General features: G+C 63.4%; 16 protein-coding genes. 5 read left to right on the top strand and 11 right to left on the bottom strand.

The genetic code is table 11. The features are described 5' to 3' along the window. Position 1 precedes the first annotated feature (1 nt). The 3 genes from FHW96_RS21620 to FHW96_RS21610 all read left to right on the top strand — a co-directional run bounded on the left by FHW96_RS21620 (position 2) and on the right by FHW96_RS21610 (position 5,336). Positions 2–1,327, top strand: coding sequence for an MFS transporter (locus FHW96_RS21620; RefSeq protein ID WP_371815781.1), 1,326 nt, complete (start codon positions 2–4; stop codon positions 1,325–1,327). A gap of 207 nt (positions 1,328–1,534) precedes the next feature. Beyond that, complete coding sequence (locus FHW96_RS21615) at positions 1,535–4,420, top strand: TonB-dependent receptor domain-containing protein (protein ID WP_253951138.1); 2,886 nt, start codon at positions 1,535–1,537, stop codon at positions 4,418–4,420. A gap of 85 nt (positions 4,421–4,505) precedes the next feature. Then, the gene (locus FHW96_RS21610) at positions 4,506–5,336 is read left to right on the top strand and encodes a CoA ester lyase (protein WP_172342642.1); all 831 of its coding nucleotides are present in this window, start codon (positions 4,506–4,508) and stop codon (positions 5,334–5,336) included. 16 nt (positions 5,337–5,352) lie between these two features. On the opposite strand, the gene FHW96_RS21605 is transcribed toward FHW96_RS21610, so the two are convergent. After that, on the bottom strand, positions 5,353–6,846 hold the full coding sequence (locus FHW96_RS21605; protein ID WP_172342641.1) for an aldehyde dehydrogenase: 1,494 nt from the start codon (positions 6,844–6,846) through the stop codon (positions 5,353–5,355). A 141-nt stretch (positions 6,847–6,987) separates the two neighbouring features. On the opposite strand from FHW96_RS21605, the gene FHW96_RS21600 reads away from it, so the two are divergent. Continuing rightward, a complete protein-coding gene (locus FHW96_RS21600) occupies positions 6,988–7,656 on the top strand; it encodes a helix-turn-helix domain-containing protein (protein ID WP_172342640.1) in 669 nt (222 codons plus the stop codon). On the opposite strand, the gene FHW96_RS21595 is transcribed toward FHW96_RS21600, so the two are convergent. The 6 genes from FHW96_RS21595 to FHW96_RS21570 form a co-directional block, all read right to left on the bottom strand. Further along, positions 7,653–9,941 carry a sulfatase-like hydrolase/transferase gene (locus FHW96_RS21595; RefSeq protein WP_172342639.1) on the bottom strand — a complete coding sequence of 763 codons (2,289 nt, stop codon included), beginning with the start codon at positions 9,939–9,941 and terminating at the stop codon, positions 7,653–7,655. The two genes, FHW96_RS21600 and FHW96_RS21595, sit on opposite strands and share 4 nt — an antisense overlap. Positions 9,942–10,034: 93 nt before the next feature. Continuing rightward, a complete protein-coding gene (locus FHW96_RS21590; RefSeq protein WP_172342638.1) occupies positions 10,035–10,235 on the bottom strand; it encodes a hypothetical protein in 201 nt (66 codons plus the stop codon). Further along, on the bottom strand, positions 10,189–11,247 hold the full coding sequence (locus tag FHW96_RS21585; protein WP_172342637.1) for a hypothetical protein: 1,059 nt from the start codon (positions 11,245–11,247) through the stop codon (positions 10,189–10,191). The genes FHW96_RS21590 and FHW96_RS21585 overlap by 47 nt, the downstream gene beginning before the upstream one ends. Before the next feature lie 41 nt (positions 11,248–11,288). Further along, the gene (locus tag FHW96_RS21580; RefSeq protein WP_172342636.1) at positions 11,289–11,612 is read right to left on the bottom strand and encodes a 2Fe-2S iron-sulfur cluster-binding protein; all 324 of its coding nucleotides are present in this window, start codon (positions 11,610–11,612) and stop codon (positions 11,289–11,291) included. After that, positions 11,612–11,806, bottom strand: coding sequence for a ferredoxin (locus FHW96_RS21575; RefSeq protein WP_172342635.1), 195 nt, complete (start codon positions 11,804–11,806; stop codon positions 11,612–11,614). The genes FHW96_RS21580 and FHW96_RS21575 overlap by 1 nt, the downstream gene beginning before the upstream one ends. A gap of 5 nt (positions 11,807–11,811) precedes the next feature. Then, positions 11,812–13,032: a cytochrome P450 gene (locus FHW96_RS21570; protein WP_172342634.1), complete on the bottom strand. Its 1,221-nt coding sequence runs from the start codon at positions 13,030–13,032 to the stop codon at positions 11,812–11,814. A gap of 117 nt (positions 13,033–13,149) precedes the next feature. On the opposite strand from FHW96_RS21570, the gene FHW96_RS21565 reads away from it, so the two are divergent. After that, entirely contained in the window at positions 13,150–13,755 is a 606-nt protein-coding gene (locus tag FHW96_RS21565) for a TetR/AcrR family transcriptional regulator (protein ID WP_172342633.1), read from the top strand. Here FHW96_RS21565 and FHW96_RS21560 read toward each other — a convergent pair. The 4 genes from FHW96_RS21560 to FHW96_RS21545 form a co-directional block, all read right to left on the bottom strand. Continuing rightward, positions 13,752–14,648 carry an alpha/beta fold hydrolase gene (locus FHW96_RS21560; protein ID WP_172342632.1) on the bottom strand — a complete coding sequence of 299 codons (897 nt, stop codon included), beginning with the start codon at positions 14,646–14,648 and terminating at the stop codon, positions 13,752–13,754. The genes FHW96_RS21565 and FHW96_RS21560 overlap by 4 nt on opposite strands. 51 nt (positions 14,649–14,699) lie before the next feature. Beyond that, the gene (locus FHW96_RS21555) at positions 14,700–16,181 is read right to left on the bottom strand and encodes a glycoside hydrolase family 30 beta sandwich domain-containing protein (RefSeq protein WP_172342631.1); all 1,482 of its coding nucleotides are present in this window, start codon (positions 16,179–16,181) and stop codon (positions 14,700–14,702) included. After that, the gene (locus FHW96_RS21550) at positions 16,174–17,640 is read right to left on the bottom strand and encodes a nucleoside hydrolase-like domain-containing protein (protein WP_172342630.1); all 1,467 of its coding nucleotides are present in this window, start codon (positions 17,638–17,640) and stop codon (positions 16,174–16,176) included. The genes FHW96_RS21555 and FHW96_RS21550 overlap by 8 nt, the downstream gene beginning before the upstream one ends. 88 nt (positions 17,641–17,728) lie before the next feature. Beyond that, positions 17,729–19,303, bottom strand: a complete 1,575-nt coding sequence (locus FHW96_RS21545) for an alpha-N-arabinofuranosidase (RefSeq protein ID WP_172342629.1) — start codon at positions 19,301–19,303, stop codon at positions 17,729–17,731. Between the last annotated feature and the right edge of the window lies 1 nt (position 19,304).

Raw genomic sequence — 19,304 nt, 5'->3', positions numbered from 1 at the left:
CGTGTCCGATCCAAATGTGGCCGAAGGCCCGATCTATCCGCGCGCGCCCATGGCTTGGCTGACGGTGGCGATCCTTTTCGTGCTTTATATCCGTTCGCTCGCTGATCGCTATCTGATGGCGCTGATGGTCGAACCGATCAAACAGGGCCTGCACCTGTCCGACACGCAATTCAGCCTGTTGCAGGGTCCGGCCTTTGCGGTCTTCTATTGCCTCTGCGCCATTCCGGTGGGGCTGATGCTCGACCGATACAGCCGCCGCTGGGTGCTGTTCTTCTGCATCCTGTTGTGGAGCGCGGGGGCGGGGGCCTGCGGCTTTGCCGGGGCTTTTGCCATGTTGATGGCCGCGCGCGCCCTCGTCGGTGCGGGTGAGGCGGGTTATACGACCGGCGCCTATTCGATTATCGGTGACAGCTTCCCGGCTTCGCGCCTGTCTTTGGCCATGGCGGTCTTCGTCATGGGCGGGGTGATGGGGGCGGGCATCGTCTTCTTGCTGGGCGGGCCGCTGGTCGGCTTTGTGCTGGAAGGCGGCATTTCGCATTGGCCATTGATGGGCCATTTCGCCCCGTGGCAGCAGGCCTTTGTCATCACCGGCATTCCGGGCATGGGTTTTGCCTTTCTCGTCTTCCTCTTCCCCGAACCGCGCCGCCGCCAGCAGGCCGCTGTCTCTGCGCTCGAAGGCTACCGCGAGGCGTGGCGTTTCATCATGACCTATCCGCGCTGTTTCAGCGGGATCATCTTTGGCATCGGTTTTGTCTACACCGTCACCATCGCGCTGCAGATCTGGAGCCCGACCTTCCTGACCCGCGTCCATGGCTGGAAACCGGGCCAGATCGGGCTGGCGATGGGTTTGGCGCAATTGCTGGCCGCGCTCAGCCTGCCGGTGCATGGCTGGGTGGTGGATCGGCTGTATAATTCCGGCTATCGCGATGCGCATCTGCGCTGGTGCCTGATCACGCTGGCGCTGGCCGGGCCGCTGGCGGTGGCGGCCTATCTGGTCAGCAATCCCTATGCCACGGTCGTGCTGTTCGGCCTTTATATGACCTGCATCCATTCGACCTCCTCAATGGGGCCTGCATCGGTGCAGCTTGTCACGCCCACGGCCTTGCGCGGGCGGGTGACGGCGATCTTCGTGCTGATGACCGGGCTGATCGGCATGGCGCTGGGCACATTTCTTGTCGGCTTTGTTACCGACAAAGTATTGGGCGATCCGGCTAAAGTCGGGCTTTCGATGGTGGCTCTGGTGGTGGCAGGACTGATTCTTGCGGCGGGATTTTTTGCCCATGGCTGCGCCGGGGTGCGTCGTTTGCTGGCCGCGCGGGCGGGGTAAGGTCCAAGGACGCGTAAAAATCTGCCGATTTCATGGGGCTGGCGCGCGATGTGATATTTATCCGTCAGCCTCGAAGATTATGCATAGGGATGCAAATTTGCATTGACTGGCAAAATTCTCCGGCCTACAAATTCTGCAACATAGGGCAAAAAGCGAAGCGTTGGACTTCGCGGGCTTTTATGGGAGGTTGGGATGCGAATTCATACCATGTCCGTATTGTTGGCAGGGACGGCGCTGGCCGCCGCGTTTCCGGGGGCCGCCAGCGCCGCCGATGAACCCAAAGCCGCCGACATCATCGTCACCGCCACGCGCATCGTGCGCGATGGCTATACCGCACCGACGCCGGTAACCGTCGCCTCGGCCGAAGAACTGGCCAAATCCACGCCGACCAATATTCCCGATGCGCTCAACAAGCTGCCCAATTTCCAGAACTCGCTGGGGCCGGGCAAGTCGGCGAACAATTTCTCGGCCATTCCGATCCATGGCAATATCCTGAATCTGCGCGGTCTGGGCACGCCCACGGCCAATCCCAAGGGGCCGCTGCGCACCCTTATCATGGTCGATGGCGTGCGCGTGGTGCCCACCGAATATATCGGCACCATCGACACCAACGTCATCCCCAACCTGCTGGTTCAGCGCGTGGATGTGGTGACGGGCGGCGCTTCGGCGGCATGGGGCTCGGACGCGGTGGCGGGCGTGGTCAACTTTGTCCTCGACAAGAAGTTCGTGGGCCTGAAGGGCAATCTTCAGGCGGGCACGTCTCAGCGCGGCGACAACAATAACCAGCGCATCGGTCTGGCCTTTGGCACCAAATTCGCGGGCGATCGCGGCCATCTGCTGCTGAGCGCGGAATATTACAACAATGGCGGCATGTATCGCGATGCGCGCAAGGCGGGCCAGAACGGCTATGCCTGGGTCGGATCGACGCCGGGCTGCGTCAACACCACGTCTGATGCCACCGCCTGCTCGCCGGGCGGCTCGCTCAATCCGTATAAGCTGGCCAGCAATGTGCTGATTTCCTCGGCCTCGACCTATGGCAAGCTGTATAATGGCGCCACGGCTCTGGGCACCAAGCTGAATGCCGATGGCACCGTCTCGGCCTTCAACACCGGCACCGCCACGGGCAGCGCGGGCATCCAGGTCGGCGGTGATGGCTATACGATCCCGGCGCACACCACCGCGATCGCGCCCTCCAAGACCTATCAGAACTTTGGTCGCCTCAGCTTTGATTTCAGCGACAATTTCAGCGTCTATACCCAGATGATCTATTCGCGCACCGAAATTGGCTATGACGCGATGGCCAACACGCTGGTTCAGGGCAGTCCGACCGCGACGATTTACGCGGGCAATCCCTATATCCCGGCCTCGCTGGCCTCGACGGTGGCGACCAATGGTTCGGTGGGCATTGCAGCCTATTATTCCGACAATCGGACCAACGTGCGCGAAACCACCGATTTCATCCAATCGACCTCGGGCATCGAGGGCAAATTCGGCGGGTGGAAGGTCAAGGCCGATTACACCCATTCGGAATCGACCCATAACATGTCCCAGTCGGGCCTGTTTGACTGGAAGAAGTTCTTTGCCGCGGTCGATGTCGTCTCGGTGGGCGGCACGCCTACCTGCCGCGTGCTGACCGATCCGACGGTGGCCGCGCAATATGCCGGGTGTCAGCCGATCAACCTGTTTGCGGGCAATCCGGCCGTGTCCAGTCCGGCGGGCTATGCCTATGCCACGGGCACCTCGCAATATCGCGCCCGCTTCAAGCATGACTCGATCACCGCCAGCATCAGCGGCAGCCCCTTCAGCCTGCCCGCAGGCCCGGTCGATGTCGTGATCGGCGGCGAATACCGCAAGCAGACGATGGGCCTGACCAGTAATGCCGATCCGGCCAACCTGGACACGGCGGCCAAGAAGGCGGCCTATTTCGCGGGCCTGCGCGGGGTGCAGTCGGCTTCGCTCTATTACTGGCTGACCAATGTGGGCACGGCCAATGGCTCGATGGATGTCAAGGAAGCCTTTGGCGAAATCGCGGTGCCGCTGCTCAAGGACGCTCCGCTGGCCCAGCAGCTCAGCCTCAACGGCGCGGTGCGCGTGACCGATTATTCGACCTCGGGCACGGTGACGACCTGGAAGGCCGGCGGCACATGGAAGCCGGTCAGCGACTTCCTGCTGCGTGCCACCTATTCGCGCGATATTCGCGCGCCCAACCTCTATGAACTCTATCGCGGCGACACCAGCGGCATCGGCATCGTGCTGGACCCGGTCACGGGGCTGAACCAGAACGCATCGACCGTTTCGGGCGGCAATCCCAAGCTCAAGCCCGAAGTGGCCAAGACGCTGACCATCGGCGGCGTGTTCACGCCCAGCTTCCTGCCGGGCTTCAGCATGTCGGTCGACTTTTACAAGATCGACATGACCGGCGCCATTGACGCGCTGACCGCGCAACAGATCCTCAACATCTGCGGCACGGCCGGGACGGCGCCCGAATGCGCGCTGATCTCGCGGCCCAATTCGACCTCGTTCCCCTCGATGGTGCGGATCACGGAATCGAACATCTCGTTTCTGAAAACGCAGGGCGTGGATATTGACGCCAGCTATCGCCGTCAGGTGGGCAAGGGCGCGCTGGGCATCCGCCTCTATGCCAACTATCTGGGCCAGTTTGACACCCAGCTTTATGCAGGGCAGCCGGTGGTGCATTATGCCGGGGCCAATGTGGTGGGCTCGAACCCTGTGTCTTATCCGCGCTGGCGCGGGTCGCTCTCGGTCGATTACGCGATCGGGCCGATCGGCATCAACATTGCCGAACAATATATCGGCTCGATGAACCGCTTCCTCAATGCTTCGGCGCCCAATCTGTCGAACTTTGTGGGTGGTTCGGTGCCTGCCTATGTTTACACCGACCTTTCGGTGCGGGCGCGCATTCCCCATGGCAATGGCGGCTATTTCGAAGTGTTCGGCACGGTCAACAACCTGTTCGACACCGACCCGCCGATCATTCCGGGCATCACGCCGGGCGTCAATCTGGCCACCAATATCTCGACCTATGACATGATCGGCCGTGCCTTTACGGCGGGGGTCCGCTTCAAGTTCTAAGGGACTGCTCCTTACCGGGGAACATTGCTTGGCCGCGCTCATCATAGGATGGCGCGGCCATTTTTTATCGAAAGAAGGATGCAAGATGCTGCGTTGGCGATCCATGCTGTTTGCCCCTGCCGACAATGCGGAACGCTGCGCCAAGGCGGCGCGGGCGGGGGCCGATGCGGTGATACTCGACCTTGAGGATGCGGTGGCGTACGGCGCCAAGCCCTCCGCCCGGGCGGCTTTGGCGGGCGCGGTGGGCGATGTGCGGGCGCAGGGCGTGGCGGCCTGCGTGCGGATCAACGGGGCGTGGATGATGGCGGTCGAGGATCTGCGCGCGGCGGTGGGCGCGGGGGCCGATGCGATTATGGTGCCCAAGGTGGAATGTCCGCATGATCTGTCGGTGATCGCGGCAATGGTAGCCGAATTGCGCGGGGCGCCTTTACCGGTCATCGCCCTGATCGAAAGCCCGCGCGGCGTGGCGCAGGCGCAGGCCATCGCCGATCTGCCCTGCGTGGCGGGCTTGGCGCTGGGCACCGAGGATTTCTCTCTGGCGGTGGGGGTGGAGCCATCGAGCGCGGTGCTGGACCTGCCCGCGCGGCAATTGGCTTTGGCGGCGGCGGGCGGCGGCCTGATGGCGCTGGCGGTGCCTTTCTCCATCGCGCGTTTCCGCGAGGAGGAGGCCTATCGCGCCATTGCGGGTGAGGCAGCGGCTTACGGCGTCAACGGCGCGATCTGTATCCACCCCAAGCAGGTGGCGGTGGCCAATGACATCTTTGGCCTCTCCCCCGCCGCGCGCGAGGAGGCGGAGCGGATCTGGGCGGCTTGGGAGGAGGCGCGGGCGCGGGGCCTGTCGGTGGTTACGCTTGACGGGCGGATGATCGACCTGCCCGTGGCGGAACGGGCCAGAAAGGCTCTGGCCCGCCCCTGATTATTTGGCCCGTAATTCAGTTGGTCTTGATCCACACGCCCTTGGTCTGCAGATAGGCGTCAATATGCTCATGGCCGCCCTCACGGCCAAATCCGCTCATCTTGTAGCCGCCGAAGGGCACCGCAGGGTCCATCGCGAAATAGTGGTTGACCCAGACAGAGCCAGCCCGGATGCGCCTGACCGCCGACATGGCCTTGTCGATGTCCTTGGTCCACACCCCGCCGGCAAGGCCAAAACGCGTGGCGTTGGCCCGCGCGATCACCTCGTCGAATGTGTCGAAAGGCATGATCGAGGCGACGGGGCCGAAGATTTCCTCACACGCAATCCGCATATCGTCGCGCACATCGGCAAAGACCGTGGGGGCCACCCAATAGCCCCGATCCAGCCCGCCCGCCGTGACGCGCCCGCCGCCGGTAATCAGCCTTGCACCCTGCTGCGAGCCCAGTGCGAGGTAATCGGAAACGCGATTAAACTGCTTGCCCGACACGATGGGGCCGATCTGTGTGGCCGGATCAAGGCTGAGGCCGACTTTCAGCCCGTCGGCGAAAGCGGCAAAGCGGCCGACGAATTCCTCATAGACCGGGCGCTCGACATAGATCCGCGTGCCCGCCGCGCAGACCTGTCCGCTGTTGTTGAACACACCCATGGCCGAGGCGGGGATGGCCGCGTCCAGATTGGCGTCGGCAAAGACGATATTGGGCGATTTGCCGCCCAGTTCCATTGTCACCTTTTTGAACGTGCGCGCCGAGGCTTCGACAATCCGCGCGCCGGTGGGGCCTGAGCCGGTAAAGGCAACCTTGTCCACATCGGGATGGGCCGAGAGCGCCGCCCCGGTGGCCCCTGCGCCCGTCACCACATTGACCACGCCCGGCGGCACGCCCGCTTCATGGCAGAGTTCCGCAAAGCGCAGCGCCGAAAGCCCCGCATCCTCGGCGGGCTTGAGCACGATGGTGCAGCCTGTGGCCAGCACCGGCCCGATCTTCCACGCGGCGCTGAAAAGCGGCCCATTCCACGGGATGATCGCGCCAACCACGCCGATGGGTTCACGCAGAGTATAGGACAGCAGATCGACCGGGAAGGAATTGCCCAAAGTCTGGCCATAGATCGCCGTGGCTGTGCCCGCGAAATGGTGCAGCGAACGCTTCAACATGCCCCTAAGCCCGCGCGATGCGGTGATTGGGCGGCCCATTTCCAGCGTATCGAGCATCGCCAGATCATCGCATTCGGCGTCGACCAGCTCGGCCAGCCTGAGGATCACAGCCTGCCGCTCGGCGGGTTTGAACCGGCTCCACGGCCCTTCAAAGGCGGCGCGGGCGGCGCGCACAGCGCGGTCCACATCTTCCTCTCCGGCCAGCGCAAGCTGCGCCACCAATTCGCCGGTAGAGGCGCTGATGCTGTTGAACGTCTCGCCCGAAAGCGCGTCCACCGCCTCGCCATTGATCAGCAGTTTTTTGCGCCCGTCGCCCAGCCACGCGGGGCGGAAAGCGCTGACGCTGCTATAGTCGGTCATATCTGGCATCCTCTTGGCTCTTTGCCCGATCATAGGCACATTTCTGCACATGAGGTCAATAATAAAACGCCCCGCAAAGCGGTCACCCGGTTTGCGCCCTGCCGCGCCCTATGGCATGGCAGGGCGCATAAGAGAGGAACCATGGCTGATCCTGCCCCCCTGTTTAATCCGGTCAAGCGCCATCTGCTGCTGACCGCCGAGCGGCTGTTTGCCCAGCGCGGATGCGAGGGCGTGTCCTTGCGCGAGATTGCGCAGGAGGCCGGATCGCGCAACAACAATGCCGTGCAATATCACTTCGGATCGCGTGAGGGGCTGATGGCCGCGATCCATGTCTGCCGCGTGGGCGATATGGAGGCGATGCGGGAGGCGATGCTGGCGCGGGCCGGGGCGGAAGGGTTGCTGGGCGACTCGTTGACCTTGCTGCAAATCCTGTGTCTGCCGCATCTTGCGCTGAAAGATGAGGATGGCAGCCATCCCTATGCCGGGTTTCTGGTGCATTATGTGATGCGCCACTGGCGCGCGCCCGATGCCGATGCTGCGGTGGGCGCGGGCGGGGTGGCTCCGGCGCAAAGGCGGGTGGTCGAACTGATCGCGGCGACTTTGGGCGATCTGTCCCCCGCCTTCATCCGCTCGCGCAGTATGTTGGCGCTGATGCTGTTCCTCAATGCCTTGCTGCGCCACGATCATGTCGAGCGGCAGTTGGGCGGAGCGGCCCTGCTGGAGGATGCGCTGCGCAGCGCTCATGCCGCACTTTGTCAGAGCGCGGGCGGGCCGGGGCCTTTGCTCTTTGTCGATATGCTGGCTCTTTAGCCCCCGATCTTCACCGTCACCGCGCGCAGGGTTCCGGTAAAGCGGCTGTTCGCCACGGTATAGGTCGGATCGACCGGCGAGATCGTGTCCTGCCCTATGTCGAAACTTTCGGTATGCGAAATGACCTGCGCAAAGGTGCGGGAGATACGCCCGCCGCCCACCGGCGCGCCGTCGAGCAGCAGCGTGACCGTGCCGGCGCTGGTCGGCGCCTCCTTGTCGAGGGCAAAGCGCATTTCCAGCCGATGCGCGCCCGCGCCGATGCTCTTGGTCGCGGCGATGCGGGTCATGTTGGCCGGGGTCAGATTATAGGTGAGCACCGGGCGGCCATGGTCGAGATAAAGGCTGTATCCGCCAAAGCGCCCGCCTTGGGCGGCGATCACGCCATTTCCAGAGGTCAGCTCCGCGCTGATGGTGAAGGAATGGCCGACGGTGGGCGGGGCGGCGCTTTCGGCAATGTCGGTGATCGGCATCGTATAGGTGAAGGTGGTGCGACCTGCGCTGGGGTCGGGGCGGCCCTTTTGCCCGCCATCGGGGCTGTGAATCGGCAGGATCCTGGTCCGCGCCGCCTCGGCCCAGAATTGCGCCTTCATCCGCTCCAGACGGACGGGTTCGGCGCTGGCAAGATCGTGGGCCTCGCTGAAATCCGCCTCGATATTGTAGAGTTCCCATTGGCGGTTCTCGACCGCCACGCGGGGCGGGGGCGTGCGCTCCCAAGGCGTGACCATCGGCTTGGTCGCGGCCACCCAGCCGTCCTTATAGAGGCTGAGGTTTTCGGCCATGGCAAAGACCTGCATGGTGCGGCGCGAAGGAGCGGCGGGTTGATCGAGCGTATAGCGCGCGCTGATGCCGGTGATCGGCTGTTGGGGCGTGCCGTTGAACACATCGGGCGCCGCGACCCCGGCCACGTCGAGCAGCGTCGGCATGATGTCGCTGACATGCAGAAATTGCGAGCGGATCGCGCCCGCATCGGCAATATGATGCGGCCATGAAACGACCATCCCGTTGCGCAGGCCGCCGAAATGCGAGCCATAGCGCTTTGACCACTGAAACGGCGCATTGAGCGCCCAGCCCCAGCCGCCGGGATAGAGATTATAGGCGTTGCGCCCGCCAATATCGCCAATATGCGCGATGGAGCGGGCCAGATCCTCCTTCACGCCGGACAGGGGCGACTGCTCGTAGAGCTTGCCGTCGAAACTGCCCTCGGCGCTGGCGCCATTGTCGCCCTGAATATAGATGATCAGCGTGTTGTCATAGGTGCCGCTGTCCTTCAGGCTCTGGATCACGCGACCCACCTGATCGTCGGCATAGGCCAGCGAGGCGGCATAGGCCTCCATATAGCGGGCATAGAGGCGCTGTTGGTCGGGCGTCAGGCTGTGCCAAGCGGGCAATGTGGCGGGGCGGGGTGGGGCCTGCGTGTCGGCGGGAATGGTGCCCAGCGCCTTTTCTTGGGCAAAGATCTCATCGCGCAGCGCGTCCCAGCCTTTGTCGAAGCGGCCCTTGAATTTGGCCAGCCATGTGGCGGGCGCATGGTTGGGCGCATGGGCCGCACCGGTGGCGTAATAGGCAAAGAAGGGGCGGTCGAGGGTATTGGCCTTTTGCTCGGCGATCCAGGCGATGGCGTGATCGGCCAGATCGCTTTCCAGATGGTATCCGGGCCGGGCGACATCGGGATGGGCGGGGCGGGTGTTTTCCACCAGCGAGGGTTCGAACCCCGAAGAATCCGCGCCCAGAAAACCGTAGAAATAGTCAAACCCCAGCCCCGTGGGCCAGCGGTCGAAGGGGCCGGATGCGCTCATTTCCCATTCGGGCGTGATATGCGATTTGCCGAACATGGCGGTGGAATAGCCCCCGGCGCGCAGCAGCGCGGGCAGGGCGGCGGCGCTCTTGGGGATCACGCTGTTATAGCCTTCATAGCCGGTGGCCCAATTGGCGACATAGCCCATGCCCACGGCCTGCGGATTGCGCCCGGTCAGCAAGGATGCGCGGGTGGGCGAGCAGATGGCGGTGGTGTGAAAGCGGTTATAGCGCAGCCCCTCGCGCGCCAGAGCGTCGAACGTGGCGGTGGGGATCGGGCCGCCAAAGGCGGACGAGGCGCCAAAGCCAACGTCATCGGTCATGATCAGCAGGATATTGGGCGCGGATTTGGCCGCGCGCACCGGTTGCGGCCAGACGGGGGGCGAGGATTCCGCCGCCGAGATGCCATAGGTAGGGGTTTGCGCCAGAGCGCAGACCGGCACCAGAACCGACACGGCCAGCAGGGCGGATTTCAGGCTTGCACTACGCATCGGTATTCTCCCGAACCGGAGTCTGATGCGCCGGTTTCGGGAGCGACTATGCCGGTTCAAATCTGCACGTCAATATAAATTAAGTCGAATGACTTAAATGGTCCGTCCGCAGCGATCTCCTTCGCGAAACGCCTCCAGCGCGGATCGCGGGGCCACCATGTAGCCTGCGCTCATCACCCTGTATCGCCCGCCTAATGCCTCGATCAGCCCGGTTTGCGGCGAAGGGGCCACGCCCGCGACGATCAGGTCAAGCCCCTCGCGCCGCTCCGCGCCCGAGAATGCATGGCGGATCACCGCCTCGCCATCCTCCACCCGCACCAGCAAGGATTGCGCCACCAGTTCGACACCCAGCGCGGGTCATGCCGACCAGATCGCAATCGCCCGCCTTCAGCGCCTGTTCGGCCAGATCATGGGTGGGGATCTTGCCCACGCCGATCACGGGGATCGCGCCGCTGATCGCCTCTTTGAGGCCACGCGTATAGGGCAGCCATTCGCCCATTTTATAACGATAGCTGCCGATGGCGCGGACATAATGCGCGCCGCCAGCGCCCTCGGAATGGTTGAGATAATCGAGATGGCCTGTCGCCACCGCGCCCGCCGCCACATCGCGCAACCCATCCGGCCCCAGACCGCCCGCACCCGACAGGAAGTCATCGGCGGATATGCGCAGACCCAAAATCTTGTCCGGCCCGATGGCCGCGCGCACGCGATGGATCACGGCGGTCAGGAAAGCCAGGGGCTCGCCCCAGCGGTCGGTGCGCTGGTTGCCCCATGGGCTGAAGCTTTGCTGGATCAGATAGCCATGCGTGCCATGCAGTTCGACGCCATCGACGCCGTTTTCGCAGGCGATGCGCGCGGCGGCGGCAAAGCTCTCGATGATCTCCTCGATCTCCTCCTCGCTCATCGCATGGGCGGTTTCGCCCTGAGAGGAGGTGAGCGCCGACATGCCCCAGAGCGGGTGCATATCATCGCGCGCCTCGGATTTTCCGGTGGCGCCATAGTGGAACAATTGCTGGACCAGTCGCGCGCCATGGGCATGGGCGCGATCCGAAAGTTCGCGATATTTGGGCGCCATATCGGCCGCGTCATAGACGAAATGCATCTCCTTCTGGCTGGAGGCATGCACATGCATCGCGGTCAGGATCAGCAACCCGCAGCCCCCGCGCGCCCGGCGCTCGACATAGGCGATGTAGCGCGCTCCATCATTGCCCTTCTGCCAGAAATCCACAAAGGCCGAATGGGCCGTCTGCACGACGCGATTCTTCACCTCGACCCGCCCGAGGCGGATCGGTTGCAGCAGTTTCATGATGCTCTCTCCCTTGCGTCCCGCTTATGGCGCGGGTCGGCTCAGATCAGTTGGGTCTTGGGCAGTTGCACGGTCATTCCATCCATCGCCTCGCTGACCGGGATCTGGCACGAGAGGCGGCTGCCGGCCTGAGGATCGGCGGCGAATTCCATCATCGCCTCCTCTTCCTCGCTGGCGGGCGTCAGGCGGGCGATCCAGTCATCGGGGATCACCACCTGACAGGTCGCGCAACTGCAAGCCCCGCCGCAATCGGCCAGAATGCCGCGCAGGCCCTTCTTGACCGCGCCCTCCATCAGGCTCCAGCCTGCGGGGACATCGACGATCTGGTCGGTGCCATCGGCAAGGCGATAGTTGATTTTCGCCATCAATCCTCTCCGATGCTCAGCGCGCGTTCGGGGCAGGCGCGGGTGGCGCGTCCCGCCAGCGCTTCCTGTCCGGCCGGCACGATAATATCGCGGGGCAGGACATAGCCTTCGTCATCCAGTTCGAACAATTCGGGCGCCAGCGCCCAGCAGCGCGCGTGTCCTGCGCATTTCTCGCGATCAACCTTGATAATCATCACCATTAACTCCAGTCGAGCACCAGATTTTCCACGCCAAAGACAAAGCCGCCGAAAGTGACGGGCGCGGTGCCTTCCTTGATGCGGAAGGGGGGTATGCGGGCGAACCATTCGTTGAGCGCGATGATGATTTCGCGCCGCGCCAGATGCGAGCCAAGACAGCGGTGCGGACCATAGGAAAAGGCGGTGTGGCGATTGTCCTCGCGGTTGAAATCGATGGTGTTGGGATCGGGAAATTCGGCCGGATCGCGGCTTGACGCCATCGAGGGGCAGGAGACGAGATCGCCTTTCCTGATCGGGCATCCGCCCAGATCCATGTCGCGCGTGGCAGTGCGGATCGGGGTGACGCTGGGGAAGGCGCGCAGCATTTCCTCGACCGCGCTGGGCATGATGGCGGGATTGTCGCGCAATTCCTGCTGGCGGTCGGGGTTGCGGGCGAGGAAATAGAGGTCGAGGCCAATGGCGGTCGCCACCGTATCCAGCCCGCCGATGAACAGCAGCACGGCGATCGAGCGGATTTCCTGATCGGTAAGGGGTCGCCCTTCGACCTGCGCCTTCACCAGAAAGGTCATGAAATCGTCGGCAGGCTGCGCCTTGCGCTGGGCGATCATGCTTTCAAGGAAGTTCAGCACCTTATGCGCGGCGGCGGTGCGTTCGGCCGGCCCCATATGCAGCAATTCATTGGCCCAGCCGACAAATTCCATCAGCCGGTCATCGGGAATGCCAAGGAAGGCGAGAAACACGCTGACCGCCAGCGGGAAGGCGAATTCGGTCATGATTTCGGCCGATGCGCCGCGCGCCTTGAGGCCCTCTATCAACTCGACCGCCTTGGCCGTGACGAAAGGCTCCAGCGCCGCCACCCGCTTGGGGGAGAGCAGCGGGTTGAGCATCGAGCGATATTTGCCATGTTCGGGCGGATCGAGTTCGAGCGGGATCACCGGCCAGTCCTCGCCAATGGCCGAGGAGAAGATGCGGCGATAGGAGGAGAAGCTGGCGCCGTCCTGAAGGACGTTGCGCTGTTCCTCCGCCGTGGTGACGATCCATGCGCCCTGTCCGTCGCGGGTGGTTTCGGGGGCGTAGAACACCGATGGCCCATCCAGCAATTTGGCCACCGCTGCAAAGGGGTCGCCAAACGGGGTGGGGCGCATTTCGGGCGATTTGTAAAGGTTGAAGGCCCCTACGCAATGGGCGGGGACGTGATCGGGCACCGTCGGCTTACTGGCCATGGTCATCCTCCAATATTTTGTTCTTTGGACAGGCTATAGAATCCTGCACCTTAGTGCTAGATACAACAGATGTTTTATCTGTACAACGCCTGTTTTATCGCGCAGTCATATCCGACTATGAACGATCTTGCTCCCCCCCCCACCGCTGCCGATCTGCGCCGCGCCGAAGTGATTGCCTGCGCGGCCCAATTGCTGGTCGAGGGCGGGCTGGGCGAGATCACCTTCCGCAATCTGGCGCGGCGGATGGATTGTTCGACCACCGTCATCAGCCACCATTTCCGCAACAAGGATGAGGTGGTGCTGGAAACCTATCGCCATGTGAATGCGCGGGCCGCCGCGATGCGCGATGCGGCGCTGTCGGACCGGGCGCATGGGGCGGTGCGCGCCATCGAGGAACTCTTGCCCATCAGTGCGGCGCAGCGCGACAATTGGGCGGCATGGCTGCATTTCTGGAGCGCGGCGCTGCATGATCCGGTGCTGGCCGCCGAACATGCGGTAGGCCTGTATCAGACGGTTGAGCGGGTGGCGGCCTATCTGCGCTCGACCGGGATGGAGGACGAACAGGCGCAGGGCGCGGCGCAAGCCATCAGCAACGCGTTGTATGGCATTGCGATACAGGCCCTGTTCGACCGCGACCATTGGAGCGAGGCGCGGCTGCGTCAGGAGTTTCGCCGCACCACCGCCTATGCCTTGGGGCCGGACATGGCAGCCAGACAGGTTTAACCCTCGGCCAGAAAGGCCCGAATATCCTCCAGCACCGTGGGAAAGCGGTCATGGTGGAGCCAGTGGCTGGCATTTTCATATTCGATCAGGCGGGCGTTGCGGAAATGCTCGATTCGCCCGTCCTTGCCCGGATTGGGCATGAACGTGTTGCTGCCGTGCAGAAACAGCATCGGGCAGGTGACGGCCTGCCACATGGCGATCACTTCCTCTTCCGGGAAATCCAGCACCGGCCAGATGTTGAGCCGGGGATCGAATTTCCAGCTATAGGTGCCATCATCATTGCTGCGCAGCGCATGATGGGTCAGATGGCGAACCTGATCGTCGGAGAGATAGGGGTTCTTTTCCCGCATCCGGGCAAAGGCGTCCTCCTCGGATGGATAGCGCTTGTGGTTGCGCCTGGCCGCTTCCTGATGCAGGCGAATCCAGTTGGCGACGCGCGCGGCAAAGGGCTGGATCATCCGCTGTGAATTGCGCCCGCTCGACAGGGCCAGCCCCTCGATATTGACGAAACGCGCCACTCGGTCGGGGAAGATTCCGGCATAGCGCGTGGTCACCATCGCGCCCAGCGAATGGGCGCAGATGGTCAGTTTCTCCTGACCAAGCGCATCGGCCAGATTGGCGAAATCCATCAGGAACGCAGCCATTGTGTAATCAGCGTCGGGCGACCATGCGCTGTTGCCATGCCCGCGCAGGTCGGGCGCGATCACCCGCCATTCCCCGGCCAATTCGCGCGCCAGCCAGTCCATCGAGCGGGCGTGATCGAACCCGCCATGTTGCAGCACCAGCACCGGAGCATTGGGATCGCCCCATTCCAGATAATGCAGGCGCAGGGTCTGGCTGGTGAAATAGTTTGACCGGGGCCGGATGGAATCGGAGGATGACAGCTTGACCATGCGTGCAGGTTTGGATCGCCCCGCACGCATGGTCAATGGGCTTATGGCGTCTTATCCCAGCGCGCCGGCCGGCAGCACGATCGTGTTGAGCGAATCAGCCGCCAGTTCCAGCGTCAATGCCTTGCCGCCCAGCGCATAACGCACCTTCTGCTTTTGCCCCAGCGCGTTGTTGGCGATCAGCACCACGCTGCCATCGGGATTGCGGAAGGCGATATTATCGTCAAAGCCAAGGAAACTGTCCACCGAGAGCGCCCGCGCGCCCGGCTTCACATAGGAGGAGAGGTGGCGCATCAGCCAGTAATCGGGCGTCAGCCGCCATGATTTCGTGACCGGATCGACCACGATCAGGCTGTTTTGCGGCCAACCCCATGGCGACAGTCCGCCCGTGGGCAGGGCGGCGTTCCAGTAATCCCATGCGCTGGCGCCAAATTCGATATAGCGGCGCAGATTGGTCCAACCATAGCGGGCATAGTGCCAGTCATTGGCCGAGGTGCCGCATTCCCATTCGGTGGCCCAGATTTCCATCTGCGGATATTGGCGCGCGATCTGGGGCAGGGCGCGCTTGCCGTCCCATTGCACACCCACGCCCTTGATCACCGCCGCCGCCTTGGGGTCGGCCAGCACCGCGTCGAGCATTTCGACCTTGCCGCGTTCGAGCGTGCCGAAGAACACCTTGGCCCCCACCTTGTCCATTTCGCGGCCAAGGAAGGGCAGGAACCGCGCCAGCCCCTGCGGCGTCCATGTGCAGGAGGCATAGGGCTGGGCCGAGTTGAATTCGTTCTGCGGCATCACCGTGCCGATGGTGATGCCCGCCTTGGCGTAATCCTCGACATAGCGGCGGAAATAGCGCGCATAGGCGTCGAAATAGCGGTCTTCCTGAATGAAGGCATCCTCGCCTTCGCGGCCGGTCTGATCGTCGCGGATGCCGGTTTCGGGCGCGCCGGGCCAAGGCTTGGCCATGGCGTAAAACCCGTTCTTCTTCATCCAGCTTGGCGGGCTCCACGGGCTGGCCCAGAGCTTGAGGTCGGGGTTAAAGCTCTGCGCCGCCTTGATATAGGGGATCAGCGTTTGCTGGTCATTGGCGGTGGAAAAGCTTTTGAGATCGAAATCCCCCGGGGTTTCGTCATAGGAATACCACCGCCGCGCAAAGTCATTGGCCCCCACCGGCGTGCGGCACAGGGTGAAGGCGGCCTGATCGGGCGCAAAGAGCGTGGCCATCGCGGCATGGCGGTCGGCGGGCGACAGGTGCGAGAGCGCGACCCAGCCAAGCTCGTTAAAGCATGCGCCAAAGCCCGCCATCGTCTGGCGCGGATTGGCCAGATTGATCGTCGCATCGGTGCCGAACAGGCTGGCCCTGCTGACTTCGGCTAGCGCGGGCACGCTCTGCTTTTGCCATGGCGCATCGGCCTGCGTGGAAAACCACAGCGCGCCGGGCAGGGCGGGCGTTTCCACCGCGCGGGCGGCGACAGGCGCGACAGCTGTGGCCCCGATCAGGCCAAGCGCGGCTCGGCGGGAAACGGAAAGATCAGTCATGGTCGGACACCTCGATCAGAATGCGGCGATAAGTGGTCAGCGCGGGCGCGCCATTGTCGGTGACGGCAAGGATCACATGGGCCGTGCGCACCGGCGGGCATTTCATTTGCGGGAAATCCAGCCAGCTCTTGGCGCAGCGCGCGGCGACCTTCACCGTGGCGCGCGCGGTGTTGCCATTGACGATTTCGATGGCGGGATTGGGCGATGCGCCGTCAAACCCGGCCTCGTCATAGGCGAACCAGCGATAGGTCAGCTTGCTGCCATCGGGATCGCGGCTGGCGGCGGCGTCCAGCGTCAGGCTCTGGCCGACCTTGGCCTTCAGCGTGACGGGGGCAAGGCCCGCGCTGCCGTTGACCACGGGCTTTGGCGCATGGTTGGCCTTGGCGGGGGGCAGGATGGTCCAGTCCATCCGCGCGGCGAAATCGTTCTGAAACGCCTCGCGCCAGCGCCAGATCGTGGCCTGATCGCTGGTATGGCCATCGACCGTATCGGCGCTGGTGACGCGCATGAAGGCATCGCCTCCCTGCGTCCAGAGCTTGCGGCTCTCGCCCGCCGATTGACGCAGGACATAGCGCCCGCCCCAGCCGCCCCAGTTCGGCGTTTCCTGGGCGTTCAAACCGTTGGGGATGAGGCCGAGGAAGGAGGGCGTATCGCCTTCCATGATGAACATGTGATGCGGATAGGCCGCGCCCAGCGGGCCTTTCGACCGGATGTTCTTGTCCAACCATTCGTTGGAAACCGGCGTGAAATTCGCGCCTGCGCCGTTGCGATAGTATCGGTCGCCCGAAATGCCGGTCCATGTCGCGGCGGCATAGTCGCTGCCGTCCTGCGAGGATGGCGTGCCGATCCAGAACAGTCCCGGATAGGTGCGGCGCAGTTGTGCGCCCGCATCGTCCTGATCGCTGATGGCATAGACGCGCAGGCGGGCAACCAGCGAATCGAATTCAGCGGCGGGAAGGGTCTTTTGCGCATGGCCCAAGGCTTCGGCCAGAGTATTGCCGCCGCCCCACAGGCCCACCCAGAGCGGGCGCGGATCAGGCCGCCGCGCCGCCTCGATCAGGGCCAGCGCGGCCGCGCTGGGATGATCCATATCCACCGCCGCCATGCCATAGCCCGCGCGGCCGGCGTAAACGCGCTGCGCAATCGCCTCGCCGGTAGGATAGGCCGGATCGTGCAGGCGCAGATTGGCCGCGACCTTGCCATAGGCGTCGATCACCTTGTGCATGATCTCTGGGCTGACCTTTTCGCGCTGCCAAACCGAAGTGGTGGCGCCAAGGCCCTCGATGTCGATCTCGTTCGAATAGAGCAGCAGGCGCACCAGCGACATCTGATCGTCGGGTTCATTGCCGATGTCGGACAGGACGAAGAGGCGGGGATGCGCCTCGCCTGCCGGGGCGGCCTGAACCGCAGGCGCGGCGGCCAGCAAAAGGGCAGCCGAGAGCATGGGCAGACGGGGCATCGCTTTCTCCTGTTATGGCTGGCCCCGCCGGGATGACAGGCGGGGCCAAGGCTCTTTCGGCCTTCGTGCAACTTATGATTGCTTACGATTAGCCTTCGATTTTTACGACGACAACCGATTTTGCCGGAATATCCAGCAGCAATTTGCCACCCGCGATTTTGCCGCCCGTATAAATGGCCGGTGCGATCTCTTCCTTCTGCCCCGGCGTGTTATGCGCATCCAGCTTGGCCGCTGTCAGCACCTGCCCGGAAACCTTGGCTCCCTTCAACCCGCCAAGGTCGAGCGCAAGCTTATAGCCTTTGTCCTTGTCAGCATTGGCCACCGCCACATAGGTCTTGCCATCCTTGGCCTTGGCCGCGCTGACGGTAAAGGCGGGGAAAGACCCGCTCTCGGCCTTGAGCATGGGGGCGGGCGCATTCACCGGAATGAAAGTGGCGTCCTGAAACGGCGTGTACATGGCAAAGGTGTAATAGGTCGGCGTCTTGGCCAATTTATCGCCATCGGTCAGCAGCATGGCCTGAAGCACATTCACCGCCTGGGCAATGTTGGCCATGCGCACGCGGTCGGCATGGGCGTGGAAAATATTGAGCGTGATGCCCGCCACCAGCGCATCGCGCAATGTGTTCTGCTGATACAGATGCCCCGGTTCGGTGCCGGGTTCGGTGCGATACCATGTGCCCCATTCGTCAACGAACAGGCCGATCCGTTTTTTCGGGTCCACCTTGTCCATCACCGCTTCATGCCCGCGCAGCACTTCGTCCATGCGCGAGGCCTGGTAGAGGATCTCGTTCCAGTGCGAGACGGGGAAACCGGTGGCCATGGCGGTGTCGCGTTGCGCCCAGTCGCCATGCCACACGGTGTAGTAATGCAGCGAGATGGCATCCATCTGTCCGCCTGCATTATTCAGGACGACTTCCATCCATTTGGTGTCGTCATTGTTCGGACCCGATGCGACCCGGAGAGCCGAATTGTCATTATGCATGTGGAAGGTTGAACCGTTCTTGTGAAAGAAGGTTGCAAATTTCCGATATTCATTTGCGAAATATTCCGGAGTCTGCGCGCCGCCGCAACCCCATGCCTCGTTGCCGATGCCCACGAAATCAACCTTGAAGGGGGCGGCATGGCCATTGGCGCGGCGCTCCTGCGCCAGCGTGTCCTCGCCCTTGGACGTCAGATAATCCATCCATTCGCGCATGACGGCGGGCGTGGCCGTGGCCATGTTGATCGCGACATAGGTGTCGGTGTTGATCTGCTCGGCAAAGTCGAAGAATTCGTGAGTGCCAAAGGCGTTGGTTTCCAATCCGCCCCACCAGTCATTCTTGCGCACCGGGCGCTTGGCTGCCGGGCCGATGCCATCGCGCCAGTTGTAGATGTCGGCAAAACACCCGCCCGGCCAGCGCACCACCGGCACCTTGATGGCTTTGAGCGCATCGACCACATCGCGGCGGATGCCGCGCGTGTTCGGGATCGCGCTGTCCGGCCCGACCCAGATGCCGTCATAAATGTCGCGGCCCAGATGCTCGGCAAACTGGCCCTGAATATGGCGCGAGAGAACCGGGCCGGACTGGTCGGCCCGGATCGCTCCGTTGATGGTTTCCTGTGCGGTGGCAGGGGTTGCAAAGGCCACCGCAGCGGTGGCCATCAGCGAAGCGATCCGGCGCATC

Source organism: Novosphingobium sp. SG751A (assembly GCF_013149295.1).
Taxonomy (GTDB): domain Bacteria; phylum Pseudomonadota; class Alphaproteobacteria; order Sphingomonadales; family Sphingomonadaceae; genus Novosphingobium.
This window is presented reverse-complemented; position numbering and strand designations above follow the sequence as displayed.